The 25,651-nt window shown below is 72.6% G+C and carries 22 protein-coding genes; 3 read left to right on the top strand and 19 right to left on the bottom strand.

The features are described from left to right. Positions 1-13 precede the first annotated feature (13 nt). A complete protein-coding gene (locus ABD292_RS35005; protein WP_344214993.1) occupies positions 14-1,495 on the bottom strand; it encodes a glutamate synthase subunit beta in 1,482 nt (493 codons plus the stop codon). A gap of 14 nt (positions 1,496-1,509) precedes the next feature. Continuing rightward, positions 1,510-6,015: a glutamate synthase large subunit gene (gene gltB / locus ABD292_RS35000; RefSeq protein ID WP_344214991.1), complete on the bottom strand. Its 4,506-nt coding sequence runs from the start codon at positions 6,013-6,015 to the stop codon at positions 1,510-1,512. A gap of 339 nt (positions 6,016-6,354) precedes the next feature. Between gltB and ABD292_RS34995 the strand changes: the two genes are divergently transcribed. Next, positions 6,355-7,938, top strand: coding sequence for a bis-aminopropyl spermidine synthase family protein (locus ABD292_RS34995; protein WP_344214989.1), 1,584 nt, complete (start codon positions 6,355-6,357; stop codon positions 7,936-7,938). Positions 7,939-7,964: 26 nt separating this feature from the next. Here ABD292_RS34995 and ABD292_RS34990 read toward each other — a convergent pair whose 3' ends face one another. The 6 genes from ABD292_RS34990 to ABD292_RS34965 form a co-directional block, all read right to left on the bottom strand. Then, a complete protein-coding gene (locus ABD292_RS34990; RefSeq protein ID WP_344214987.1) occupies positions 7,965-8,552 on the bottom strand; it encodes a hypothetical protein in 588 nt (195 codons plus the stop codon). Between the two features lie 49 nt (positions 8,553-8,601). After that, complete coding sequence (locus tag ABD292_RS34985) at positions 8,602-9,354, bottom strand: hypothetical protein (protein WP_344214985.1); 753 nt, start codon at positions 9,352-9,354, stop codon at positions 8,602-8,604. Positions 9,355-10,991: 1,637 nt separating this feature from the next. Further along, the gene (locus ABD292_RS34980; RefSeq protein ID WP_344214983.1) at positions 10,992-11,696 is read right to left on the bottom strand and encodes a VIT1/CCC1 transporter family protein; all 705 of its coding nucleotides are present in this window, start codon (positions 11,694-11,696) and stop codon (positions 10,992-10,994) included. Next, positions 11,693-13,012, bottom strand: a complete 1,320-nt coding sequence (gene lgt / locus ABD292_RS34975) for a prolipoprotein diacylglyceryl transferase (RefSeq protein WP_344214981.1) — start codon at positions 13,010-13,012, stop codon at positions 11,693-11,695. Before lgt ends, ABD292_RS34980 begins: the two co-directional genes overlap by 4 nt. A gap of 26 nt (positions 13,013-13,038) precedes the next feature. Beyond that, positions 13,039-13,776 carry a DsbA family protein gene (locus ABD292_RS34970; protein WP_344214979.1) on the bottom strand — a complete coding sequence of 246 codons (738 nt, stop codon included), beginning with the start codon at positions 13,774-13,776 and terminating at the stop codon, positions 13,039-13,041. A gap of 23 nt (positions 13,777-13,799) precedes the next feature. Continuing rightward, positions 13,800-14,276, bottom strand: a complete 477-nt coding sequence (locus ABD292_RS34965; RefSeq protein ID WP_344214977.1) for a MauE/DoxX family redox-associated membrane protein — start codon at positions 14,274-14,276, stop codon at positions 13,800-13,802. 197 nt (positions 14,277-14,473) lie between these two features. Here ABD292_RS34965 and ABD292_RS34960 point away from each other — a divergent pair, with 197 nt between their 5' ends. After that, positions 14,474-15,133 (top strand): VC0807 family protein, encoded by a 660-nt coding sequence (locus ABD292_RS34960; protein ID WP_344214975.1) that lies wholly within the window; start codon positions 14,474-14,476, stop codon positions 15,131-15,133. A gap of 61 nt (positions 15,134-15,194) precedes the next feature. On the opposite strand, the gene trpA is transcribed toward ABD292_RS34960, so the two are convergent. The 9 genes from trpA to ABD292_RS34915 all read right to left on the bottom strand — a co-directional run bounded on the left by trpA (position 15,195) and on the right by ABD292_RS34915 (position 21,478). Next, on the bottom strand, positions 15,195-15,989 hold the full coding sequence (trpA, locus tag ABD292_RS34955) for a tryptophan synthase subunit alpha (RefSeq protein ID WP_344214973.1): 795 nt from the start codon (positions 15,987-15,989) through the stop codon (positions 15,195-15,197). 71 nt (positions 15,990-16,060) lie between these two features. Next, positions 16,061-17,284: a tryptophan synthase subunit beta gene (gene trpB / locus ABD292_RS34950; RefSeq protein WP_371250377.1), complete on the bottom strand. Its 1,224-nt coding sequence runs from the start codon at positions 17,282-17,284 to the stop codon at positions 16,061-16,063. A 20-nt stretch (positions 17,285-17,304) separates the two neighbouring features. Beyond that, positions 17,305-18,144 (bottom strand): indole-3-glycerol phosphate synthase TrpC, encoded by an 840-nt coding sequence (trpC, locus tag ABD292_RS34945; RefSeq protein ID WP_344214971.1) that lies wholly within the window; start codon positions 18,142-18,144, stop codon positions 17,305-17,307. A gap of 131 nt (positions 18,145-18,275) precedes the next feature. Beyond that, positions 18,276-18,707: a DUF2752 domain-containing protein gene (locus ABD292_RS34940; protein WP_344214969.1), complete on the bottom strand. Its 432-nt coding sequence runs from the start codon at positions 18,705-18,707 to the stop codon at positions 18,276-18,278. 44 nt (positions 18,708-18,751) lie between these two features. Then, on the bottom strand, positions 18,752-19,300 hold the full coding sequence (locus ABD292_RS34935) for a CD225/dispanin family protein (RefSeq protein ID WP_344214967.1): 549 nt from the start codon (positions 19,298-19,300) through the stop codon (positions 18,752-18,754). 137 nt (positions 19,301-19,437) lie between these two features. Further along, positions 19,438-20,040, bottom strand: coding sequence for a DUF4190 domain-containing protein (locus ABD292_RS34930; RefSeq protein ID WP_344214965.1), 603 nt, complete (start codon positions 20,038-20,040; stop codon positions 19,438-19,440). A gap of 105 nt (positions 20,041-20,145) precedes the next feature. Continuing rightward, complete coding sequence (locus tag ABD292_RS34925) at positions 20,146-20,727, bottom strand: Trp biosynthesis-associated membrane protein (protein ID WP_344214962.1); 582 nt, start codon at positions 20,725-20,727, stop codon at positions 20,146-20,148. Positions 20,728-20,731: 4 nt separating this feature from the next. Beyond that, positions 20,732-21,076 (bottom strand): phosphoribosyl-AMP cyclohydrolase, encoded by a 345-nt coding sequence (gene hisI, locus ABD292_RS34920; protein WP_344214960.1) that lies wholly within the window; start codon positions 21,074-21,076, stop codon positions 20,732-20,734. A 39-nt stretch (positions 21,077-21,115) separates the two neighbouring features. Then, a complete protein-coding gene (locus tag ABD292_RS34915; RefSeq protein WP_344214958.1) occupies positions 21,116-21,478 on the bottom strand; it encodes an STAS domain-containing protein in 363 nt (120 codons plus the stop codon). 151 nt (positions 21,479-21,629) lie between these two features. Here ABD292_RS34915 and ABD292_RS34910 point away from each other — a divergent pair, with 151 nt between their 5' ends. Then, the gene (locus ABD292_RS34910) at positions 21,630-22,019 is read left to right on the top strand and encodes an ATP-binding protein (RefSeq protein ID WP_344214956.1); all 390 of its coding nucleotides are present in this window, start codon (positions 21,630-21,632) and stop codon (positions 22,017-22,019) included. On the opposite strand, the gene ABD292_RS34905 is transcribed toward ABD292_RS34910, so the two are convergent. Together ABD292_RS34905 and ABD292_RS34900 are read right to left on the bottom strand one after the other, a co-directional pair. After that, positions 22,020-23,801, bottom strand: a complete 1,782-nt coding sequence (locus tag ABD292_RS34905) for an ABC transporter ATP-binding protein (protein ID WP_344214953.1) — start codon at positions 23,799-23,801, stop codon at positions 22,020-22,022. It lies immediately after the preceding gene. Next, on the bottom strand, positions 23,798-25,636 hold the full coding sequence (locus ABD292_RS34900) for an ABC transporter ATP-binding protein (RefSeq protein WP_344215072.1): 1,839 nt from the start codon (positions 25,634-25,636) through the stop codon (positions 23,798-23,800). Before ABD292_RS34900 ends, ABD292_RS34905 begins: the two co-directional genes overlap by 4 nt. Positions 25,637-25,651: the final 15 nt, after the last annotated feature.

Here is a 25,651-nt window from a genome sequence, read left to right as displayed (position 1 = left end):
GGCGGAACCGCGGTCAGACCAGCGGCCGCGCGGTCGGCAGGATCGGGTACGGCAGCGCCGTCTCCCCGCTCAGGTAACGGTCGACGCCGGAGGCCGCGGCGCGGCCCTCGGCGATCGCCCACACGATGAGCGACTGCCCGCGGCCCATGTCGCCGGCCACGAAGACGCCGTCCACCTTGGACATGTACGTCTTGTCGCGGGCGACGTTGCCCCGCCGGTCGAAGAAGTCGTCACCGCCGGCGACCTCGGCGAGGTCGGTCAGCAGCGCGCCCTTCTCCGGCCCGAGGAAGCCCATGGACAGCGTGACCAGCTCGGCCGGGATCTCCCGCTCGGTGCCGGGGATCGGCTTGAAACCGGCCTGCGGCCCCTCGACCTCGACCAGGCGCAGCGCCCGCACGTTGCCGTCGGCGTCGCCGAGGAACTCCGTGGTGGAGACCGCGTACACGCGCTCCCCGCCGCGGTCGGCGAGCTCCTCGTGGGCGCTCTCCATCTTGAACAGGATCGGGAAGGTGGGCCACGGCTGGCCGGCCGGCCGCTCCCGGGGCGGGACCGGCATGATCTCCAGCTGGGTGACCGACGCCGCGCCCTGCCTGATCGCGGTGCCGATGCAGTCGGCGCCGGTGTCGCCGCCGCCGATCACCACCACGTGCTTGCCCTCGGCCGAGACGGGCGAGACCGGGTAGTCGCCCTCCTGGACCTTGTTGGACAGCGGGAGGTACTCCATCGCCTGGTAGACGCCCTTGAGCTCGCGCCCCGGCACCGGCAGGTCGCGCCACTGGGTGGCCCCGCCGGACAGCACCACGGCGTCGAACTGCTCGCGCAGCTCGGCCGCGGTGATGTCCACGCCGACGTTCACGCCGGTGCGGAACTCGGTGCCCTCGGCCCGCATCTGCTCCAGGCGGCGCTCGATGTGGCGCTTCTCCATCTTGAACTCGGGGATGCCGTAGCGCAGCAGGCCGCCGACGCGGTCGGCGCGCTCGAACACCACCACGTCGTGCCCGGCCCTGGTGAGCTGCTGGGCGGCGGCGAGGCCCGCGGGCCCGGAGCCGACGACCGCGACCCGCTTGCCGGTCCGCGCCGCCGGGGGCTGCGGGGTGACCCAGCCCTCGGCGAACGCCCGGTCGATGATCTCGACCTCGACCCGCTTGATCGCCACCGGGTCCGCGTTGATGCCGAGCACGCACGCCGCCTCGCACGGAGCCGGGCAGAGCCTGCCGGTGAACTCGGGGAAGTTGTTGGTGGCGTGCAGCCGCTCGATGGCCTCGCGCCAGTCGGTGCGGTAGACGAGGTCGTTCCACTCGGGGATGAGGTTGCCGAGCGGGCAGCCGTTGTGGCAGAACGGGATGCCGCAGTCCATGCAGCGGGACGCCTGCCTGGTCAGCTTCTCCTGGGAGAAGTCCTCGTAGACCTCGCGCCAGTCGCTGATGCGGACGTCCACGGGGCGGCGCGCCGGCAGCTCCCGGTCGTGCGTGAGGAAACCCTTCGGGTCAGCCATTCGGTACGCCTCCCTTAACCCTGAACCGCGGCGGCCATGACCGCCTCGTCGACGTTCCTGCCTTCGATGCGGGCGGCCTCGGCGGCGGCCAGGACCCGCTTGTAGTCGGTCGGCATGATCTTGCCGAACCTGCCGAGCGCCGCCTCCCAGTCGGCCAGCAGCTCCTTGGCCACCGGCGAGCCGGTCTCCGCGAAGTGCTTCTCGACGACCTCCTTGAGGAACTCGGCGTCCGCCGCGGACAGCTCCTCGACCGCGACCATCTCGCGGTTGACCCGCTCCGGCTTGAGGTCCAGCAGGTAGGCGATGCCGCCCGACATGCCGGCCGCGAAGTTGCGCCCGGTCGGGCCGAGCACGACGGCCCGGCCGCCGGTCATGTACTCGCAGCCGTGGTCGCCCACGCCCTCGACGACGGCCGTGGCGCCGGAGTTGCGCACGCAGAACCGCTCGCCGACGACGCCGCGGATGAACACCTCGCCGGACGTGGCCCCGTAGAGCGCGACGTTGCCGGCGATGATGTCGCCGTCCAGCGGGGCCTCCTCGTGCGGCCGGAGGGTGATCCGGCCGCCGGACAGGCCCTTGCCGAGGTAGTCGTTGGCGTCGCCGGTCAGCCGCAGCGTGATCCCGCGCGGCACGAAGGCCCCGAAGGAGTTGCCCGCCGAGCCGGTGAAGCCGATGTCGATCGTGTTGTCGGGCAGGCCCTGGCCGCCGTAGCGCTTGGTGACCTGGTAGCCGAGCATGGTGCCGACCGTGCGGTTGACGTTGCGGATGGGCAGCTCCAGCGTGACCGGGGTGCCGTGCTCCAGCGCGCCCTCGGCGAGCTGGATCAGGGTGTTGTCCAGCGCGTGCGCCAGCCCGTGGTCCTGGACGGTGACCCGGCGCAGCGGCGTGCCCGCGGGCAGCTCCGGCCGGTGCAGGATCGGCGACAGGTCCAGGCCGCTCGCCTTCCAGTGCTCCTCGGCGGCCGTGGTGTCGAGCAGCTCGACGTGCCCGATCGCCTCGTCCAGCGAGCGGAAGCCCAGCTCGGCCAGGTATTCGCGGATCTCCTCGGCGATGAACTCGAAGAAGTTGACCACGAACTCCGGCTTGCCGGTGAAGCGCTTGCGCAGCTCGGGGTTCTGCGTGGCGACGCCCACGGGGCAGGTGTCGAGGTGGCAGACCCGCATCATGACGCAGCCGCTGACCACGAGGGGCGCGGTGGCGAAGCCGTACTCCTCGGCGCCGAGCAGCGCGGCGATGACGACGTCGCGGCCGGTCTTGAGCTGGCCGTCGACCTGGACCACGATGCGGTCGCGCAGGTCGTTGAGCAGCAGCGTCTGCTGGGTCTCGGCGAGGCCGAGCTCCCACGGCGCGCCGGCGTGCTTCAGCGACGTCAGCGGGGACGCGCCGGTGCCGCCGTCGTGGCCGGAGATGAGCACCACGTCGGCGTGCGCCTTGGACACGCCCGCCGCCACCGTGCCGACGCCGACCTCGGCCACCAGCTTCACGTGGACCCGCGCCTCCGGGTTGGAGTTCTTCAGGTCGTGGATGAGCTGGGCGAGGTCCTCGATCGAGTAGATGTCGTGGTGCGGCGGCGGCGAGATGAGGCCGACGCCGGGCGTGGAGTGCCGGGTCTTGGCGATCCACGGGTAGACCTTGTGGCCGGGGAGCTGGCCGCCCTCGCCGGGCTTGGCGCCCTGGGCCATCTTGATCTGCAGGTCGTCGGCGTTGACCAGGTATTCGCTGGTGACGCCGAAGCGGCCGGAGGCCACCTGCTTGATCGCCGAACGGCGGGCCGGGTCGTAGAGCCGCTCGGGGTCCTCGCCGCCCTCGCCGGTGTTGGACTTGCCGCCCAGCTGGTTCATGGCGATGGCGAGGGTCTCGTGCGCCTCCATGGAGATGGAGCCGTACGACATCGCGCCGGTGGAGAAGCGCTTGACGATCTCCGAGACCGGCTCGACCTCCTCGATCGGGATCGGCCGGCCCTTGCGCAGCTTGAACAGGCCGCGCAGCGTCATCAGCCGCTCGGCCTGGGAGTCCACGAGGTTCGTGTACTCCTTGAAGATCTCGTAGCGCCGCGTCCTGGTGGCGTGCTGCAGCTTGAAGACCGTCTCGGGGTTGAACAGGTGGGGCTCGCCCTCGCGCCGCCACTGGTACTCGCCGCCGACCTGGAGCCTGCGGTGGGCGTTCTCGGCCCGCGGGTAGGCGTGGCGGTGCCGCTGCGCGACCTCCTCGGCCAGCACGTCGAAGCCGACGCCGCCGAGGCGCGAGGTGGTGCCGGTGAAGCAGGAGTCGATGACCTCCTGGCTCAGGCCGAGCGCCTCGAAGATCTGCGCGCCGGTGTAGGAGGCCACCGTGGACACGCCCATCTTGGACATGACCTTGATGACGCCCTTGCCGTAGGCCTTGATGAGGTTGCGTACGGCCTTGCGCTTGTCGAGCGGCAGGACGCCGGTGTCGACGAGGTCCTCGACGGTCTCGATCGCGAGGTAGGGGTTGATCGCGCCCGCGCCGTAGCCGATGAGCAGCGCCATGTGGTGGCACTCGCGGGCCTCGCCGGTCTCCACGACCAGGCCGATCTTGGTGCGGGTCTTCTCCTGGATCAGGTGGTGGTGCACCGCGCCGGTCAGCAGCAGCGACGGGATCGGCGCGAGGGTGTCGGACGAGCCGCGGTCGGTCAGCACGAGGATGCGCGCGCCGTCGGCGATCGCCTGGGACGCCTCGGCCCGGATCTCCTCCAGCCGGCGCAGCAGGGCCTGCCCGCCGCCGGCGACCTCGTACAGGCCGCTGATGACGCGCGGCTGGAAGCCGGGCAGGTCGTGCTCGTCGTTGATGTGGATGATCTTGGCGAGCTCGTCGTTGTCGATCACCGGGTACGGCAGCACGAGCTGCCGGCACGAGGCCGGGCCCGGGTCGAGCAGGTTGCCCTCGGGGCCGATGGTGCTGGCCAGCGAGGTGACCAGCTCCTCGCGGATGGCGTCCAGCGGCGGGTTGGTGACCTGGGCGAACAGCTGCGTGAAGTAGTCGAACAGCAGCCGCGGCTTCTCGCTCAGGACGGCCACCGGCGTGTCGGTGCCCATGGAGCCGATCGGCTCCTGGCCCGCCTTCGCCATCGGCGCGAGGATGATGCGCAGCTCCTCCTCGGTGTAGCCGAAGGTCTGCTGCCGCTTGACCAGCGCCTCGTGGGTGATGGTCTCACGCTCGCGGGACGGCAGCTCCTCGAAGCGGACCAGGCCGGCGTGCAGCCAGTCGGCGTAGGGGAGCTCGGCGGCCAGCTCGGCCTTGATCTCGTCGTCCTCGATGATCTTGCCGCGGGCGGTGTCGATGAGGAACATCCGGCCGGGCTGCAGGCGGCCCTTGCGTACGACGTCCTCGGGCCTGATGTCGAGCACGCCGGCCTCGGAGGCCAGCACGACCAGGCCGTCCGCGGTCACCCAGAAGCGTCCGGGGCGCAGGCCGTTGCGGTCGAGCACGGCGCCGGCGAGGGTGCCGTCGGTGAAGGTGATCGAGGCGGGGCCGTCCCAGGCCTCCATCATCGAGGAGTGGAACTCGTAGAAGGCCCGGCGGGCCGGGTCCATCTCCGTGTGGTTCTCCCACGCCTCCGGGATCATCATGAGGACCGCGTGCGGCAGGCTGCGCCCGCCGAGGTGCAGCAGCTCCAGAGCCTCGTCGAAGCTCGCGGTGTCGCTGCCGTCGGGGTCGCAGATCGGGAAAAGGCGGGAGATGTCGCCCGGGATGTGCGGGGAGGCCAGCATCGCCTCGCGGGCGCGCATCCAGTTGCGGTTGCCCTTGACCGTGTTGATCTCGCCGTTGTGCGCGACGTAGCGGTAGGGGTGGGCGAGCGGCCAGCTCGGGAACGTGTTGGTGGAGAAACGCGAGTGCACCAGGGCGATCGCGCTCTCGTAGCGCTCGTCGGACAGGTCGGGGAAGAACGGCTCGACCTGGTCGGGGGTGAGCATCCCCTTGTAGACGATCGTGCGCGCCGACAGCGAGGGGAAGTAGACGTCCGCCTCGTGCTCGGCCCGCTTGCGCAGGCAGAACGCCAGCCGGTCCAGCTCCAGCCCCTCACGGCCCTCGGGGCTCGCGACGAACAGCTGGGCGAAGTGCGGCATGACCGCGCGGGCGCTCGGGCCGGGGAGCGTGCGCTCGACCGGCGTCTCACGCCAGCCGAGGACGGTCAGGCCCTCCTCCCCCGCGATCTCCTCGATCAGCCGTACGGCGAGGCCGCGGGCCTCCTCGTCGGCCGGCAGGAAGGCCATGCCGGCGGCGTACGCGCCGGCGGCGGGCAGGGTGAACGGCACCACGGCCCGGAAGAACGCATCGGGGATCTGCGTGAGGATGCCGGCGCCGTCGCCGGTGTCGGGCTCGCTACCCTTGGCTCCCCGATGGTCGAGATTGCACAGTGCCGTCAGAGCCTTGACCACGATCCCGTGTCCCCGGCGTCCCGCGACGTCGGCGACCATGGCGACACCGCAGGCGTCGTGCTCGTTGGCGGGGTGGTAGAGGCCCTGGGGCTCGGGGAACCCGAGGTGGGCAGCAGGCATGTAGTCCCTCCCGTCGTCATCGCTGTCTGGAACTTCATTCACAGGCGGGGACGACGTTGGCCCTGCTGCATATCGTGCGTAGAGGTTACCGCACCATGTCGGAATGGTGCCCGCCGCGTCCGCATTGCGAACATTCGGGCATTCCTCACATCCGAACTCATCATCCCAAAGTTCGGACATGTGGCGCAAAATTCCCGATCATGAGTGGTTTTTGCGGAACAAGAAGCGATATCCGCCCCTCAGCCCCGCGCCGGGGCGCGCCCCTCTGGCCCCTCCTGTGACTTCGGTCCCGTTCCTGCACCAGACCGGACGGGGGCGGGCCCTCGATAGGGTTGGCCCATGCGGGAGGACGGGGTGCGCAGCGACAGGGGCGACGAGCGGGACGGGGTCGAGCGCCTGCTCGACGCGGCGGGCGCCGACAGCCGGCGCCTCCGGCACGCTCTGGCGCTGCTCTGCGACGGCCAGTGGTGGACGCTCGCCGACCTGGTCAGGGCCACCGCCACGTCCCGCCGCACGATCGAGGCCCTGCTGCGCGAGCTCCCTCTCGAACGGCGGCAGGGCGCCGACGCCTTCCGCGTGCCGCTCACCCACACCCCCGCCTACCAGGACCTCCTCGCAGTCGCGCCGCCTCCCGAGGACCCTGTGGGCCACCTCGTCCCCCACTACGCGGGCGTCCTCGACCGGCTGACCCGCCTCGTCGCGGACGCCCCGCGCGCCCGCCACACGCTGGACCACGTCTCGGCCACGCCGGAGACGGCGCTGCGGCGCGCGCTCCTGCTCGGGGCCCGGTTCTGGCTGCCGGGCGCCCGCCTGCTGTGCGTCGGCGACCACGACCTCACCTCGCTGGCGGTCAAGCTGGTCCATCCCGAGACCGACGTCACGGTCGTGGACGTGGACGAGCGCATCCTGGCCTACATCGACGCCCAGGACCTCGGGGTCCGCACCCGCTGGGCCGACCTGCGGCTCGGCCTGCCCGCCTCCGCGCACGGGCACGACCTGGCGTTCACCGATCCGCCGTACACACCGGAGGGCATCGGCCTGTTCGCGGCCCGCGCCGTGGAGGGGCTGAAGGACGACGGCCGGGTGCTGGTGGCGTACGGGGCGAGCGAGCGGACGCCGATGCTGGCGTACAAGGTGCAGCAGGCGCTGGCGGAGCTCAACCTCGCCTACGAGGCGATCTATCCCGACTTCAACCGCTATTTCGGTGCGGAGGCCATCGGCTCGGCCGCCGATCTCTACCTCCTGCGCCCCACCACCAAGACCCGCCCGGCCGTGGCCTCCCGGCTGAGCCGCCTCACCACCGCCATCTACACCCAGGGCCCGCAGTCCGTCGAGTCCGCGCCCGGGGAGGCGGCTCCGGCCGCCGTCGCCACGGGTTTCGAGCCCGACCTCCTCGTCGGCGAATGGCCCAAGGGCCTGCCGCAGCCCCGGGTCAAGCTGTCCACGTGGCTCGCCAAGCCGTACGCGGCGGCGCCCGAGCGGGTCGCGATCGCCGTACCGCCCGGCCTGGAGGCCGCCCTCCCCCGGCTGCTGCTGGCCACCCGCGCCCCGCGCGTCCACGTCACCGGCGCCGGCCTGCCGCCACTGCCTGCTGTGCTGGCCACCGTCTACGAGGTCCGGCCCGGCCCCGGCGGCCTCGACGCCGTACGCCTGCCGCAGCCGGACGGCGACGTCCCCGCGGTGCTGCGCCGCATCCTGGACAACGGCCACGCCAAGCTGGCCAACACCTGGCGCGAGGCGCTCATCGCGCTCGCCCGCGCCCAGGGCTCGGCCCTCACCAAGAACGAGGCCCGCGCCCTGATCCGCGAGGCCGCCCCCTGGTCGGACGACCTCACCCCGCTGGACGCCCCGCTCCACCGCCTGGAGTCCCTGCCCGCCGCGATCGCCACCACGGTCACGGCGCTCACCACGACCACGTCCTGACGCGGTCCGGCGGCTCAGGTGACGGCTCAGGTGGCGGCGACGATCCTGCCCTGCACCACCCGCCCGAGCCCGTCCAGCGCGACCAGCGCCGCCACCAGCTCCTGCTCGTACGCGGTGCCGCCGGCCCAGCTCACCGTCACGTAGTGACCCATCGCGCGGGCCTGCGCCCGGCTGGTGGCCGGGTCGAACGGCACGCCCTGGCGTACGAACCCGTCCTTGCCCAGCGCCGCCACCAGCGCGTCGGCCGCCCCGCTGTCGCTCATGTTGAAGATGACGAACTGGCCTGCCATCGTGCCGCCCCTGTAGGTGGCCCGCAGCGCCTGCGCGCACCCGGCGGGGGACACGCCCCACAGGACCTCGTCGCAGTCGGTGAACTCCGCCGTGGTCTCGCGCCGCATGGCGCCGACCGTCTCGGTCTCGGCGGTGAAGACCTCCTGCGCGGTGAGCGGGGCGGCGTCCTTGCCGCGGTTGTCGATGGCGGCGTAGAAGGCGGAGGTGGACTCGCCGTGGAACGCGGCCGGCCGAGGGTCGTCGCCACGTAGCCACCACCACGCGGCGGCGGCGACGACCAGCACACTGACGGCCACGGCGGAGATCACCACACGACCTGACATCAGCCTTCTGCTCCCCCGCTCACGACAGCGGCGGCCCGCCGCGCGCGCGTCACGACTTCGGCCCCGTGATCGCGACGACCCTGCGGTAGACGGCCTTCTCCGCGCCGCGCAGACCCAGCGTGAGCGAGACGTAGTCGTCCTTGACGCCGGGCTCGGCGCCGTCGACCCGGCCGAGCCACACCAGGCCGACGTAATGACCGAGAGCGTAGCCACCGGCCTCGGAGTAACCGCCCGCCGGGAAGGAGCCCTTGGGCGAGGGCAGCGGACGCGCCCAGCCGCCCCGGTAGAGGGTCTCCAGCGCGTCCACCAGCTCGGCGGCGGCCTGGCCGTCCTTGAGGTTGAGCAGGGTGTACTGGCCGACGTAGCGGCCGTCGGAGCTGAGGTAGAGGCCGCGGGCGGCCTGGGTGCAGCCGGCGTCGGAGATCCGTTCGGTGAGTCCCTGGCCCCACACCGCCGCCGAGCAGTCGGAGTCGAGCCGCTTGGCCACGAGCTTCAGCCGCAGTTTCCTGTCGACCGAGAGCTCGCTCTGCCCGAACACCTCCTTCTCCGTCAGCGCCTTGGCGTCCTTGGTCCGGTCGGCCAGCGGGTCGAACAGTTTGGGCGACTTCCAGCCCCGGAACACCAGCGGCAGCGTGGTGTCGGGCCCCAGCAGGGCCGCGCTGGGCTCGCGGTCGGGCGTGTACCTGCCGAGCGAGGTGGCGAAGATCACCACGCCCGCCAGTGCGGCCACCAAGCCGATGACCGATGCGACGACGACGATCGTCTTCTGCTGCTTGGGGCGCAGGCCCATGCCGGTGAGCACGGGGAACTGCCAGTCGGACGGCGGAGTACGCCGCCGCTTCCGCGACCCGCCGCCCGCCGCCTCCCCGCCGTCGTCGTCCTGCTCCGCCGTCGCGTCGGCCCCGCGACCATCGGTTGCCGCGCCCGCGCCGAAGCCTCCACGACCACCGCCCCCCGCGCCCGCGCCGAAGCCTCCGCGACCACCGTCCCCGGCGCCTGTGGCGAAGCCTCCACGACCACCGTCCCCGGCACCCGCAGCGAAGCCCTCGCGACCATCGGCCTCAGCGCTCCCAGCGAAGCCGTCGCGACCACCGGCTCCAGCGCCCGCGGCGAAGCCCCCTCGGCCGCCGGCCCCGGCATCCGCGGCGAAGCCGCCGCTCCCCGGACCCCGCGCGAAGCCGCCGGCTGCTGCGTCCCGCTCTTGGCCCGCATCGAGACCGCCTCCCGAGCCCTGGCCCGCATCGAAGCCACGCGCCGCCCCCCGGCCCGCGTCGCGACCACGGGCCGGCCCCTGGCCTGCATCGAAACCGCCAGCCGAGCCCTGCCCCGCATCCGAACCATGCGCTGGGGTCTGCCCCTCCGAGCCACGCGCCGCTCCCCGGCCCGCGTCGCGGCCACGTGCCGGACCCTGGCCCGCATCCGTGTCGCGTGCCGGGCCCTTGGCCCGCCTGGAGCGGCGTGACGGCCCCTGGGCGGGTCCGGAGCCGCCCAGGGGCGGTCCGTCGTTCAGGTCGAAGCCCTCGGCGGCCATGACGTCCGAGCTGTAGGCCTCCGACACGACACGGTCCTTCGCGAAGAAGTCGCGTCCGTCCCGGCCGTCTCCTCCGCCGAAGGAGTCCTCTTCGGGCTTGTCCTTTCCGAACAGGCCCTTACGGCGCCTGCCACGGCCGGCGTCCGCCGCCGGCGCGTCCGCTGCGGGATCCGTGCCCCGGCTCCCTGCGTGGTGGCCGCCGCGCGCGCTGCCGGGGGCGCCGGCATCCGCCGCGCCCGGGCCCGTGACCACCGCCCAGCCACCGTCGGAGGCGCCGGCCAGCGCCCGGTGTCCGCCACCGCCGGAGCCGGTGGCGGCGCGACGGCCGCCACCGTCCGCGGGAGCAGGCGTCCAGTTGCTCACGCCCTCCGCAGGGGTGGACGCCCAGGGGCTCCCGCCGTCCGCGGGGCCCGACGCCCGGCTGCCCCCACCCGGCCCAGGAGCCGGCGTCCAGGCGCTCCCGCCCTCCGCAGAGGCCGGTGTCCAGGCGCCTCTGCTCTCCGGGGAGGTGGACGTCCAAGCGTTCTCGCCGGTCGGTGGGGAGGACGGCCAGTTGCCGGTGCCGCCTGACGATGCCCGGTGACCGCCGGTGTCCGGTCCGGCGGACGGGTGAGGCGGGGCGCCGGTGGCGCGGCGGCCATCGGACGCGCGGCCGTGCCGGGAGCGTCCGCTCCGGCCGCCTGGATCTTCTCGCCGGCCGTCGTCGTACGAGGCCGGAGCAGGCGCACCGCCGTATCCGTATCCGGGGGTGGCGGGGTGGGCGCCGCTCGCCGGGCCTTCCGCGTACGGACCCTGGCCGGGGTGGCCGCCGGCCGCCGGACCCGACTCCGGCCATGAGGGGTAGGCGGGGTCCTGGTCCTGGCCGGGCTGGTCGTTCTTGCCGCGGGAGCCCGCTCTTCTGCGGGCCATCACAGCCCCGCCGCCCCGACCAGGTTGCCCACCCCGAAGGTGACCGCGGCCGCCACCGCGCCCACCACGAGCTGCCTCAGTCCTGAGTACCACCAGCTTCGCGCCGTCACGGCCGACACGATAGCGCCCGCCGCGAACAGCGCCGCACACGAGATCACCGCCGAGATCGCCAGCTCCTCGGCTCCCAGCACGTACGGCAACAGCGGCAACAACGCCCCGACCCCGAACGACAGGAACGACGAGATGGCGGCGACCAGCGGAGACGGCAGGTTCCCCGGCGCGACCCCGAGCTCGTTGACCGTGTGCACCTCCAGGGCGCGCTCGGGGTTGCGGGAGATCTGTCTGGCCACCTCGGCGGCGAGCGCGGGGTCCACGCCCTTGTCGACGAAGGTCTGGGCGAGCTCGGCCTGCTCGTCCTCGGGGTGGTGGCGCAGCTCGCGGCGTTCGACGGCGATCTCGGCCTGGGCCAGCTCCCGCTGGCTGGCCACCGAGACGTACTCGCCGCCGGCCATCGACAGCGCTCCCGCGGCCAGGCCGGCGACGCCGCTGAGGGCGATGACCCGGGTGTCGGCGGTGCCGCCCGCGACACCCGCGATGAGCGCGAAGTTGGACACCAGCCCGTCCATCGTGCCGAACACCGAGGGCCTCAGCCAGCCGCCCGTGACGTCGCGATGCCGGTGGTGAATCTCCGCGCCTTCGGTCATCGCGTGTTCGTTTCCTTCCCGGCGCGGCTGCCGGGCTCCTTCTCCGCCTCCTCGGCGCCCTCGCGCGAGTCGCCGGTGACGGCGCCGACGGCGGTGTCACCGGAGCCGATCGCGGAGCTGCTGTCCAGGTCGTCGCCGGCCGCCTCCCGCGCGCCGGCGAGGCCGGCGGCGGAGTGGGCCGGGTCGCCGTCCGCCGCGGGCCGGTCCTCGCCGGACGCCCCCGACCCGCCGTCCACGGCGGGCACGTCGGAGGCGAGGGTGTCAGAGGCAGGCGCGCCGGAGGCGGACCCACCGGAAGCGGGCACGTCGGAAGCGGGCACGTCGGAAGCGGGCGCGTCGGAAGCGGGCGCGTCGGAGGCGGACGCGTCAGACGCAGACGCACCAGAGGCGGACGCGCCGGAAGTGGACGTGTCCGAGGCGAGGGTGTCGTCGGTGGAGCCGGGGTCGCTCTGGTCGGCCCCGTGCTCCGGGTCGGCGTCGGCGGACGGCGAGACGACGACCTCCACGCCCTCCTTGTTCCGCGTCGCCCAGAAGTAGATGAGCGCCCCGACGAACAGCACGATCGACGTCCACTGGTTGATGCGCAGCCCGAGGAACGTCACCGCGTGGTCGACCCCGCCGACCGGGTCGATGCGCAGCCCCTCGATCCAGAAGCGGGCGAAGGTGTAGCCCGCCACGTAGAGGGCGAACAGCCGCCCGTACCGCAGGTTGAAGCGGCGGCCCACGAGGAGGAGGGCGAAGCCGAGCAGGATGTCCCAGATCGACTCGTACAGGAAGGTCGGGTGGTAGAGGACGCCGGGCTCGCCGCCGTGGTCGACGTCGATTTCCAGGCCCCACGGCAGCGTCGTCGGCGAGCCGTACAGCTCCTGGTTGAACCAGTTGCCCCAGCGGCCGATGCCCTGGGCGAACGCGATGCCGGGGGCGATCGTGTCGGCCAGGGCGGTCATGGACAGGCCGCGCCGGCGCGCCGCCAGCCAGACGCCGACGCCGCCGAGCGCGATCGCCCCCCAGATGCCGAGGCCGCCCTCCCAGATGAACAGCGCCTTGTAGGCGGGCTTGATCGCGCGGCTGCCGAAGTAGGTCTGCCAGTCCGTGATGACGTGGTAGAGCCGGCCGCCGATCAGCCCGAAGATGACCGCGGGGACCGCGATGTCAATGATCGTCCCCTTCTGGCCACCGCGGGCGCGCCAGCGCCGCTCGCTCAGCCAGACGGCGACGATGACGCCGAGCACGATGCACAGCGCATAGGCCCGGATCGGGATGATTCCGAGATACCAGACCCCCTGGGAAGGGCTGGGAATCGAGGCAAGGGGCATGTCAGGTGAGGGTAGCGGACGTGAGCCTACTTGGCGGCCTTCGTGACCGCGTCCCGTAGCTCCGAAGGGCTGAAGACGACCGCGTTGTCCACTTCTGTGCCGTTAAGTTTCAGCGTCGGCGTGTGGGTCAGCTTCTGCTCGTTCATGATCTTCTCGCTGTACGACAGCTGCGCCTGCGCGTGCTTGCCCGAGTTGACGCACTGCTCGAAGTCGGGCGCGGTCACCCCGGCCTCCTTGCCCCACCCGATGAGCTGGCTGTTGGTGAAGCCCTCCGCGGTCTCGGACGGCTGGTTCTGGAAGAGCAGGTTGTGGAAGGACAGCCACTGCTTGCCGTCGGCGACACACCTGGCGGCGTTGCCCGCGCGCAGGGAGTTGGAGCGGGTGGGCTCCTGGGAGAAGATCGTGATGGGGTGGTAGACGACCTTGACCTTGCCCTCGGCGGCGAGGTTCTTGATCGTCTGGCCGCTGACCCGCTCGGCCTCCTTGCAGGCCGGGCACTGGAAGTCCTCGTAGACGTCGAGCACGGGCTTCTCGACGCCGCTCTTCGCCATGACCACGGTGCCGTCGGACTGCACGGTGATCGGCGCGAGGTCGCCGGCGGCCTCCTCGGGCTGGGACTTGCTGACGCCGTACCAGATGCCGGCCCCGAGCGCGGCCACGGCGGCGAGCCCGGCCGCGGTGTAGGTGATCGCCCGTCTGCGCCGCTCCTGGGCGCGCGCGGCGGCCTGCTGCTCCTTGATCTTCTCGCGTGCGCCGCGTGTCATGGTCGTCCTCTCGCCCTTGCCCATCACAGGTCCTCCAAGTCGTCGTCAGCACTGTCGCCCCCGAGCCCGAGGGCGCCGTCGAGCGCGAAGCGGCCCGGCGGGAAGCGGACCGTCCAGGCGCCGAGCAGCGCCAGTCCGAAATCGCGCAGGATGTCGATCAGGTAGGCCGGCTCCTGGCCGGCCCCGAGCTGCCCGCCGCCGCCGAAGCAGCCGCAGTCGATCCGCAGGCCGTTCGCCCACGCCCAGCCGATGCCGAACACGAACGCCAGCATGAGCAGCGCCGCGATCACGGCGGCCACTCTGGTCAGCAGACCGACGACCAGCAGCACGCCGACGACGATCTCCACGATCGGCAGGGCGTAGCCCACCCCTACGGCGACCGACTCGGGCAGCAACTGGTAAGCCTTGACCGCCAGGACCGAGTCGGACGGGTTGCCGATCTTGAGCGCACCCGCCGCGATCAGCACTCCGCCCAGCACCAGCCGGGCGACTGTCGTCACCCAGGGTATCGGCAATCTGGCCGAAGGTGACGATAGTGACGCGTCCACAGGCCATCTCCTTCTTCTCCGTGCCGGGACTGCGCACAGTACCGGGACTCCATCGGACCACGCCCGGAATAAGCATCAGCTAAGCGGCGTGTCCCCCGCTCCGACCTGCGATGTTTGCCGGTTTTACCGGAAGAGAGTAAGTATTACTCATGCGAGTAAAAGCGCTGGTCGCCCTCGGAGTCGACGTCGCGCTGCCCACGGGGGCCTACTACGGCTTGCGCTACGGCGCCGGCCTCGACGAGCACCTGGCCCTGGTGGTCAGCTCGCTCGTCCCGGGCGTGAGCGTCGCCGTGAGCCTGGCGCGGGGGCGCAGGCCCGACCGGCTGGCGCTGTTCATGACCGCGATGATCCTGGCCGGCGCCGCGGTCTCGGCGCTCGTCCACGACCCGCGCCTCCTGCTGGCCAAGGACGGCTGGTTCATGGGCGCGGCGGGGCTGTGGTTCCTGTCGAGCGCGCGATGGGACCGGCCGCTCGCGTTCACGTTCACCCGGTTCCTGCTGGAGGGGCGGGTCGGGCCGGCGGGCGAGTCCTGGGACGTGCTGTGGGAGCGGCTGCCCGCCTTCCGCCGGATCTGGCGGGTGGTGACCGTGATGTACGGGGTGGGCCTGCTGGCGGACGCCGCGGTGCGGGTGGTGATGGCCTACACCCTGCCCATGGATGTGGTGCCCGCGCTGGGCACCGCGCAGTACGTCGTGTGGCTCCTGCTCGTGCAGGTCGCCATCAACGTCTATCTGGTGCCCACGGGGCTCTACAACCGGTACGCGCCGCTGTACGCGCCCCTCCGGGAGCCCGCCACCGCGACCGGGTGAGGCGGGAACAACACGACAGCGCGGCCCCCGTACGAGGGGACCGCGCCGTCCGCGCAGATCGTCAGCGGCGCACGCCGCGCGCCATGTCGCGGGCCAGGGCCGCGCAGGACTCGCGCCCCGCGGCCTCGTCGGGCGCGTCGAGCAGCCGCCGGATGAACGCCGAGCCCACGATCACGCCGTCGGCGTAGGAGGCGACCTCGGCCGCCTGCGCGCCGGTGCCGACGCCGAGCCCGACGCACACCGGCAGCGTGGTGTGCTCCCGCGTCCGCTTGACCAGGCCCTCGGCGGCGACGTTGACGGTCTCGCGGGCGCCGGTGACGCCCATGAGCGAGGCGGCGTAGACGAAGCCGGTGCAGCAGTCGACGACCGCCTTGATGCGCTCCTCGGTCGAACTGGGCGCGACCAGGAACACGGTGTCGATGCCGGCGGCGGCCGAGGCGGCCCGCCACGGCTCGGACTCCTCGGGCGTCAGGTCGGGCGTGATCGTGCCCACCCCGCCCGCGGCGGCGAGGTCGCGGGCGAAGCGCTCTGCGCCGTAGCGGTCGATCGGGTTCCAGTAGGTCATGACGAGCGTGGCCGCGCCGGTCGCGGCCACCCCCTCGACGGTGCGCAGCACGTCGGCGATGCGGGTGCCGTTGGTCAGCGACCGGTGCACCGCGTCCTGGATGGTCGGCCCGTCCATGAGCGGGTCGGAATAGGGCAGGCCGATCTCGATGACGTCGCAGCCGGCCTCCACCAGGGCCGCGGCGGCGGCGATGGCGCCGTCCTTGGACGGGAAGCCCGCGGGCAGGTAGCCGACGAGCGCGGCCCTGTTGTCCGCCTTCGCCTTGGCGAACACCGTCTGTAGAGTCGTCATGTCTGTCCGTTTCGAAGGTCGAGTCCCACCATGATGGCCCGCGGCAGGCCCGCTGCCGGGGTGGCGACTCGTCAGAGGTTGAAGTATTTCATCGCCGTGCCCATGTCCTTGTCCCCGCGGCCGGAGAGGTTGACCAGGATGGTCGCCTCGGGGCCGAGCTCGCGGCCCAGCTCCAGCGCGCCGGCGAGGGCGTGGGAGGACTCGATGGCGGGGATGATGCCCTCGGTCCTGGCCAGCAGGGAGAACGCCTGCATGGCCTGGTCGTCGGTCACCCCGTGGTAGGTGGCCCGGCCGGTGTCCTTGAGCCAGGCGTGCTCCGGGCCGACGCCCGGGTAGTCGAGGCCGGCCGAGATCGAGTGGGACTCGATCGTCTGGCCCTCGTCGTCCTGCAGCACGTACGTGCGCGAGCCGTGCAGCACGCCGACCGTTCCCGCGGTGAGCGTGAGCGCGTGCTCGCCGCTGTCGAGGCCGTGCCCGGCGGCTTCGTAGCCGTGCAGGGCGACGTCCTGGTCGCCGAGGAAGGCGTGGAAGATGCCGATGGCGTTGCTGCCGCCGCCGACGGCCGCGCACACGGCGTCGGGCAGCCGGCCGGTGAGCTCCTGGATCTGGCGGCGGGCCTCGACGCCGATGATGCGCGCGAAGTCGCGGACCATCTCGGGGAACGGGTGCGGCCCCGCGATGGTGCCGAACAGGTAGTGGGTGGTGTCGACGTTGGTGACCCAGTCGCGGAAGGCCTCGTTGATGGCGTCCTTGAGCGTCTGGGAGCCGTTGGTGACCGGCACCACCTGGGCGCCGAGCAGCTTCATCCTGGCCACGTTGAGCGCCTGGCGCTCGCAGTCGACGGCGCCCATGTAGATGACGCACTCCAGGCCGAGCAGGGCCGCGGCGGTGGCGGTGGCCACGCCGTGCTGCCCCGCGCCGGTCTCGGCGATGACCCGCTTCTTGCCCAGCCGCTTGGTGAGCAGCGCCTGGCCCAGCACGTTGTTGATCTTGTGGGCGCCGGTGTGGGTGAGGTCCTCGCGCTTGAGCACGATCCTGGCGCCGCCGGCCTGCTCGCTGAAGCGCGGCACGTCGGTCAGCGTCGTGGGCCGCCCGGCGTAGGTGCGCAGCAGGTGGTCGAACTCGCGGATGAACTCCTGGTCGTTCTTGGCCTTCTCGTAGACCGAGGCGACCTCGTCGAGCGCCGGGATCAGCGCCTCGGGCACGAACCGTCCGCCGAAGATGCCGAACTTGCCGTGCACGTCGGGGTCGTTGCCCAGTGCGCCGTTGCCCGCCAGATCCGCGGCGGTCAGGATGGTGCCTTCGTTTGCCACTGCTATCCCTCTGCTGAGTGGTCGGGGCGCGTCGACGGGTGCGCGCCGGCGGTGACCAGCGCCTCCACGGCCTTGCGCGGGTCCTTGCCCGTGACCAGGCTCTCCCCCACCAGGACGGCGTCGGCGCCGTTACGGGCGTAGGCGAGCAGGTCGTGCGGTCCGCGCACGCCCGACTCGGCGATCTTGAGGACATTATCCGGGATCTTCGGCGCCAGCTTCGCGAAGACCTCGCGATCGACCTCAAGTGTCTTGAGGTTGCGCGCGTTGATCCCGATGACGCGGGCGCCGGCGGCGACCGCCCGGTCGAGCTCCTCCTCGGTGTGCACTTCGACCAGCGGGGTCAGCCCGATCGACTCGGCCCGCTCGATGAGCGACACCAGCGCTTCCTGCTCCAGGCAGACGACCATGAGCAGCGCCAGGTCGGCGCCGTGCGCCCGCGCCTCCCACAGCTGGTAGGAGGTGAGGATGAAGTCCTTGCGCAGGATCGGGATGTCGACCCGGGCGCGCACGGCGGCCAGGTCGTCGAGGCTGCCGCCGAACTTGCGCTGCTCGGTCAGCACGCTGATGACGTGGGCGCCACCCGCTTCGTAGTCGGCCGCCAGGGCGGCGGGGTCGGCGATGGCGGCCAGCGCGCCCTTGGACGGGCTGGAGCGCTTGACCTCGGCGATCACCGAGACCTTGTCGCCTCCGAGGGCGGCCATCGCGTCCCTGGGCGGCTGGGCCCGCTCGGCCCGCCGCTTGAGCTCCTCCATGGACACGGCCTGCTGACGTGCCGCGAGGTCGGCGCGCACCCCGTCGAGGATGTCGTCGAGGACACTCGGCCCTTCCGTCCGCTCACTCACGCGCTTGGGGTCCCTCCGGATCGACTGTGGGGGTGGCTGAAGAGTTCGCTTCGCGTCCGCTCTCCGCCTGTCCTGCGATGGTATCGGCCCCTGCGGGGTACCTCACCACAGGGCTCGCGTCTCCACGTGCCCTAGGGGGCGAGGAACGCACCGAAAGGCAGGTTCCGGACGATCCAGTAGACCACGACGACCGCCAGGAAGGCCCATAGCCACGCCGGGTGAGCGAGTGTCGTCCTGCGTGGCCGGCCCTGCGCGGCCCGGACCACCCACCTGCCCCACCAGAACAGCAGGAACGGGATCATCGCCACCATGAGCGGGTTGAGCCCGAGCGCCGCGACCGGATCGAGGTGCGCCAGCGCGTGGATGGACCTCAGCGTGCCGCAGCCCGGGCAGTAGAGGCCGGTCAGCCACAGGAAGGGGCAGGTCGGGTAGTGGCCGGGCTCGTTGGGGTCCACCGCGCCGACGAGCGCGAACACCGCCCCCGTCCCGGCCGCGACCCCGAGCGGCGCGAGCAGGTCCTTGATCCGGCCCGTGCCGCGCCGCCCGGTCGTCGCGAGATTCATGCTTCCAGTATCCGTCTTCCAGTATCCGTCTTCGTGTCCGGCCGTCAGTACGACGTGGACGGCATGCTCGCCGCGAGCAGGACGAACACCACGACGTAGAAGAGGACGAGGAGTCCCCAGCCGATGGCGCCGAAGATGATCGAGCGCTTCCACCAGGTCTTGGCCTCCTCGCTCGCCTGCACCGCGCCCTGGTAGTCGCCGACCTGCCACTTCTGGTTGACCTGCGACGACTTCACGATGGACACGATGCCGAGGGGCAGGCAGCAGAACAGCGTGGTGAGGATGGCGGGGACGAGGTGGTTGTCCGGCGGCTGCTGGCCGCCATAGCCACCGCCGCCGGGGGGCTGCTGACCGTAGCCGCCGTAACCGCCGCCGCTCGGGGGCTGCTGGCCGTAACCGCCGTAGCCGCCGCCGCTCGGCGGCTGCTCGCCGTAGCCGCCGCCGCTCGGGGGCTGCTGGCCGTAGCCGCCGTAACCGCCGCCGCTGGGCGGCTGCTGGCCGTAGCCGCCGCCACCGCTCGGCGGCTGCTGGCCGTAACCCCCGCCGGGCGGCTGCGAGCCGTAGCCGCCGTCGCCCTGGTTTCCGTACGTCATGGGTTTTACCTCTCAAGTGGTGCGAGTGCGCGGCAGCCTAGCGAGAAACCCCGCCCCACGTGGACTTATATCCGCATCGCGGACAATTCGTGATCCGACCGCAAGCGCATGGTCATCGTGCGGCTACTGGCCCGTGGCTAATAGCCGTAGGAAGTCGACGCGGCGGCGCCGAACCCGATGATCGACAGGATCATGCCGCCGAACCAGATCAGCAGCAGGGCGTTGATCACGACCATGATGTACGACGTCACCAGGCCGGCCACCGCCATGCCCTGGCCCTCCTCGCCGGAGCGCTTGATGCGGGCGAGCGCGATGTGGCCGAGGATCACCCCGACGATGCTGGTCAGCCCGCAGCTGATCAGGCCCACGATGCCGAGGACGAGCGAGGCGATGGCCATGCCGTTGGTGGGGCGCTGCGGGGGCGGGGGCGCGCCGTACTGGTTGTAGCCGTAGGCGCCGCTCGGGGGCATCTGGCCGTAGGCGTACTGCTGCTGGCCGTATCCCGCGCCGCTCGGCGGCTGCTCGCCGTAGCCGCCGCCGCTCGGGGGCTGCTGACCGTAACCGCCATAGCCGCCGCCGCTGGGCGGCTGCTGGCCGTAGCCGCCGCCCCCGCTCTGCGGCTGCTGGCCGTAGCCCCCGTAGCCCGGCTGGCCGTATCCCGGCTGGCCCTGGCCCGGCTGGCCGTAGCCGCCGCCTGGCGGTTGGGCGCCGTAGCCGCCGCCCTGGTCCCCGTAGCTCATCCCCTGACTCCTCGTGTCGTGGCCCGTTGCACCGGCAGCTTATTGAGGAAACGGCGGACGGGCGGACAGAGGTTCAGAACAGTGCTGATTTCGTCATCCCCGGCGTCAGCGGGGATCGGTCGGGTCGTCCCCCCGGTCGAGGGCGTCCCACAGGGCCTTGTCGCCGTCGGCGGGGGCCGGGCCGCGCCGCTCGTAGCGGGCCGACATGCCGGCCCACCTGCCGCCGCGTACGATCGCCAGCACCCCTCCCCCGGCCAGCAGCAGCGCGCCGGCGCCGGCCACCGCCGGCCACACCGCCACGAAGTGCCACGTGAGGCCGGTCGCGCCGTGCAGGGTGTTGTGGGCGGCGAGCCAGTCGGTCACCCCGGAACCGTCGAGCGCCGTCCACGTCCCGGCGCCCGCTCCGGCGCCGCACAGGGCGAGCAGGCCGCCGACGACGCGGCGGCCGGCGCCCTTGGTGGCCAGCACGGCGACCACGCCGGCCAGCCCGGCCAGCGCGAGGGGCGTCAGCACCGGGCTGAGGTCGCCGCCGGTCGGCGTCTCCGCCCCGGTCTGGGCGACGCTCACCCAGGTGCGGCCGGCGGCCAGCAGCACCAGCAGGCAGCCGAGAACGGTGACCGCCAGCCAGGCCCACAGCTCCCGCCCGCGCGTGGCCGCCCGCGGCCGGACGTCGTTGTCCGTCGACATCGGCCTAGCCGAGCACGTCGGCGTCGAAGCAGGTGCGCTCGCCGGTGTGGCAGGCAGCGCCCACCTGGTCGACCCGGACGAGCACGGTGTCGCCGTCGCAGTCGAGCGCCACCGACTTGACGTGCTGGACGTGGCCGGAGGTGTCGCCCTTCACCCAGAACTCCTGGCGGCTGCGCGACCAGTAGGTGGCCCGGCCGGTGGTCAGGGTGCGGTGCAGCGCCTCGTCGTTCATCCAGGCCAGCATCAGCACCTCGCCGGTGTCGTACTGCTGCGCGATGGCGGGGACGAGGCCCTCGGGGTTGCGCTTCAGCCGGGCGGCGATCTCCGGATCCAGGGACATGCGTTCCATTCAACCAGCCCGGCGGCACGCCCCCGCCACCGCCGTCGCTCAGGCGAGGGCCTGGGAGAGCGTGTCGTATATAGGAAACAGCGGCGCGAGGTTGGTCCTGCGCAGCCGCCGCAGCACCTGGCCGTCGGGGGCGACGAGCGCCATCGAGCCGTCGCGCTCGCGCAGCGCGGCGAGCTGGCGCACGAGGACGCCGAGCCCCGTCGTGTCGATGAACGTCAGCGCGCTCAGGTCGACGACCAGGCGCGGTCCCGGGACCTTCGCGGCCTCGGCGGCCGCCTCGTCCAGGCAGGCGCGCACCCGTGTGGCGTTGTCCACGTCGACCTCCCCGGCCAGGCTCACCACCACGAGCTCGCCGTGGCGGCGCCGCGTCATCTCCAGCACGCCGGCGCTCACGTCGTTCATGACCCCTCCCCTGGGCGGTCCCCCGCCGGAAAGGTACACCGCCCAGGGAGGCGTCACCGTGGGTTTTGCAGAGAATGCGCTACGTGATGGCGAGCCGCCGGGTATTTTCGTGGCCGGCTCGTGCTAGGGGAGGGGACGTCCCAGGTGGGTGATGTGTAGGCAGGCGCTGCGCGTGGTCTTCGCGCGCGGGCACATCGCGTCCCTGCGCAGGACGGTCGCCGCGCACGCCGCCCGCGAGGGGCTGGCCGGGCCGCGGCTGGAGGACTTCGTGCTGGCGGTCAACGAGATCACCACGAACGCCGTGGTGCACGGCGGCGGGTGCGGCACGCTGCGGCTCTGGTCGCACGCCGGGCGGCTGTGGTGCGAGGTCTCCGACGAGGGCCCCGGGCTGCCGCCGGGCTGGACGGCCGCCCGGCCCCCGCCCACCGGCCTGGAGAGCGGCGGGCGGGGGCTGTGGCTGATGCGGACGCTGTGCGACCAGGTCATGATCGTCTCCGGGCCCCGGGGCACGACCGTGACGTTCGCGGCGGGGCCCGGCTGATCAGGAGCGGGCGGCCGAGACCCAGGAGGCGTGCAGGTCGGCGTACACCCCGGGCTGCCCCACCAGCTCGGCGTGCGGACCGCGCTGCACCAGCCGCCCGGCGTCGAAGACCAGCACCTCGTCGGCGTTCTCCGCGGTCGACAGGCGGTGGGCGATCGAGACGGCGGTGCGCCCGCGCGTGACGCCCTCCAGGGCGCGGGCCAGGCGCACCTCGGTGGCCGGGTCCACGGCCGAGGTGGCCTCGTCCAGCAGCAGCAGGTCGGGGTCGGCGAGGTAGGCGCGGGCCAGGGCGACGAGCTGACGCTCGCCGGCCGACAGCGACTCGCCGCGCTGGCCGACGGGCGTGTCGAGGCCCGCGGGCAGGCCCTCCAGCCAGTCGGCGAGGCCCAGCTCGGTCAGCGCCAGCGCGATCTCCTCGCGGGTCGCCGACGGCTTGCCGTAGCGGATGTTCTGCTCCAGCGTGCCGTCGAACAGGAAGCCGTCCTGCGGGACCATGACGATGCGCTCGCGCAGCGAGGAGAAGCGCACGTCGCGCAGGTCGTGGCCGTCCACGGTGACGCGGCCCGCGACCGGGTCCATGAGCCGGGTCAGCAGCTTGGCGAACGTGGTCTTGCCCGAGCCGGTCTCCCCCACGATCGCCACCCGCGAGCGGGGCGGGATCCGCACCAAGACCTCGCGCAGCACGGGCGCGCCGCCGGGGTAGGCGAAGTCGACGTCCTCGAAGGCGACGGAGATGGGGCCGCGGGGCAGCTCGACGCCCTTGGGGCCGGGGTCGGCCACGTCGGGCGGGGTGTCGAGGACGCCGAGGATGCGCCGCCAGCCGGCGACCGCGTTCTGGGCCTCGTTGAGCACCTCGGTGGCGGTCTGGAGCGGCGAGACGAAGAGCGTGACGAGGAACAGGAATGCCACGAGCCGGCCCTGCGAGATGTCGCCGGACAGGCCGAGCCGCACGCCGAGCAGGACGATCCCGGCGATCGCGACGGCGGCCACGATCTCGGTCAGCGGGAAGACGAAGCCGACGATGGTCTGCGCCCTGGTCTGGGCGGCGCGGTTGGCGTTGACGGCCGTGTCCACGCGCTCGGCCGTGCGGCGCTCGGCGGCGTAGGCGCGGATGACGGCGGCGCCGACGACGGACTCGCTGACCGCGGCCAGCATGTCGCCGGTCCGCTCACGCACCACCGTGTACGCCCGCGACAGCAGCCGCTGGAAGCGCGGCAGGGCGATCATCAGCGGGATGAAGCAGGCCCACACCAGCAGCGTGAGCTGCCAGGAGTAGACGAGCATGAGCGCGGTGGCCACGAGGAGCTGTCCCAGCGACACGATGATCATCAGCCCGCCCCACTGCATGAAGGAGCTGATCTGGTCGATGTCGTTGGTGACGCGCGAGACCAGGGCGCCGCGGCGCTCGGAGTTCTGGGTGAGCACCGACAGGTCGTGCACGTGCCGGAAGCCGCGCACGCGCAGGGTGGCCAGCGACGACTCGGTGGCCTTGTAGAGGCGGACGTTCATGACGTACGCGGCCAGCGCCGTCAGCACCACGGCGGCGGCGCACACCACCACGGCCCAGGTGATGTACGCGACGTCCGGCCTGCCGGACTTGAGCCCCTGGTCGATCGTCTGCTGGACGGCGATCGGCACGATGATCTTGCCGGCCGTGGCGACGACGGCGAGGGCCAGCGTGACCCCGAGCCCCTTGCGGAACTCGGGCGTGAGCGACAGCCCCTGCCGGACGGTGGCCAGCGCGGAGCGTTCGGCGTTGCCGTGGATGCCCTGGACCGTCATGCGCTGACCTCTTCTTCCTCGCCGGCGATCTCTTTCTCGATCTCTTCCTCCAGCTCCTCCCCTGTGACGCCCGCGACCTCGATGGCGGCGCGCTCGGCCTCCTCGCGCTCGTAGGCCGTCACCAGGTTGCGGTAGCCCGCGCAGCGCTCGATGAGCTCCTCGTGCGGGCCGTGGTCCACGACCCGGCCGTGGTCGAGGTAGACGACCTCGTCGGCGAGCGCGATCGTGGCCATGCGGTAGGCGACGACCACGACGGTGGAGGACTCTGCGGCGTCCCGCAGGCCGTACAGGATCTTGGCCTCGACCTGGGGGTCGACGCTGCTGGTGGCGTCGTCGAGGACGAGCAGGCGGGGGCGGCGGACGATCGCGCGGGCCAGCGCGACGCGCTGGCGCTGGCCGCCGGACAGGGACGCGCCCCGCTCGCCGACCCGGGTGTCCAGCCCCTCGGGCAGCCGGGCCACGAAGCCGTCGGCCTGGGCCAGCCGGAGCGCGGCCCACACGTCCTCGTCGGGGGTGTCCAGGTTGAGCGCGACGTTGCCGCGTACGGTGTCGTCGAACAGGAACGTCTGCTGGGGCACCAGGGCCGCCGAGGAGGCGACCGCGCCGTAGGCCAGCTCGCGCAGGTCGGCGCCGTCGAGCAGGACCGCGCCCCGGTCGGGGTCGACGAGCCTGACGAGCAGCTGCACCAGCGTGGACTTGCCCGCGCCGGTCGGCCCGACGATCGCGACGGTACGCCCGGCGGGCACCTCGAAGGCGACGTCGTGCAGCACCTCGGCCTCGCCGTAGGCGTAGGAGACGCCCCGCACCTCCAGGGCGGCGGGCCCGGACTCCGGCGCGGCGGCCTCGCGCGTGCCGTAGTCCATGGAGCCGGTGGCGTCCAGCACGGCCTGCACCCGCTGCCAGCCGACGACGCTGCGCGGCAGCTCGGCCAGCACCCAGCCGAGCGCCCTGATCGGGAAGGCCAGCAGCGTGAACAGGTAGGCGACCTGCACCAGGTCGCCGGAGCCGATCGCGCCGCCGGACAGCCGCAGCGCTCCGACGGCGAGGACCGCGAGCACGCCCAGCGTGGGCAGCGCCTCCAGCATCGGGTCGAACAGGCCGCGCACCCGCCCGACGGCGATGTTGGCGTCGCGCAGCTCGTGGGCGCGGCGCCGGAAACGCTCGGTCTCCAGGTCCTCCCTGCCGAGGGTCTTGACGACGAGCGCGCCGTCGAAGCTCTCGTGCGCGATCTCGCTGACCTCGGCGCGCAGCTGCTGGGCGCGGGTGGCCAGCGGGCTGAGCCTGCGCTGGTAGACGAGGTTGAGCACGGCGATGGCCGGGAAGATCAGGAAGCCCACCAGGGCCAGCACGAGATCGGTGAACACCATCGCCACGGCCGCGGTGACCAGCATGACGATCACGCCGACGGCCATGGGCAGCGGCGCGAGCGGGGCCCAGGCGGCCTCGGCGTCGGCGCTGGCGTTCGACAGGAGCTGGCCGGTCGGGTGCCGGTGGTGCCAGGACAGCGGCAGCCGGAGGTACTGCTTGGTGACGTCCCTGCGGGACCTGGCCTGCATGCGGTACTGCATGACGCCGGCCAGGATGCGCCGCCCGGCCACGCCCAGCGCCTTGAGCAGCGCGGTGCCCAGGATGAGGCCCGCGCCGGCCCACAGCGCGCCCGCGCCGACCCGGCCCTCGGCGAAGGCGGGCAGCACCACGTTCTCGGTGGCCCAGCCGAGCGCCCACGCGGAGGCGACGGTCATGCCCCCGTAGACCGCGCTGGCCAGCACGGCGAGGGCGAAAACGGCCTTCTCGGTACGGACGGCCACCCCAAGGACCCGCAGTCCCTGACGCATGACGGCCGAGGTGAC

The organism is Nonomuraea bangladeshensis (assembly GCF_039529455.1).
In the GTDB taxonomy this organism is placed as follows: Bacteria; Actinomycetota; Actinomycetes; order Streptosporangiales; family Streptosporangiaceae; genus Nonomuraea; species Nonomuraea bangladeshensis.
This window is presented reverse-complemented; position numbering and strand designations above follow the sequence as displayed.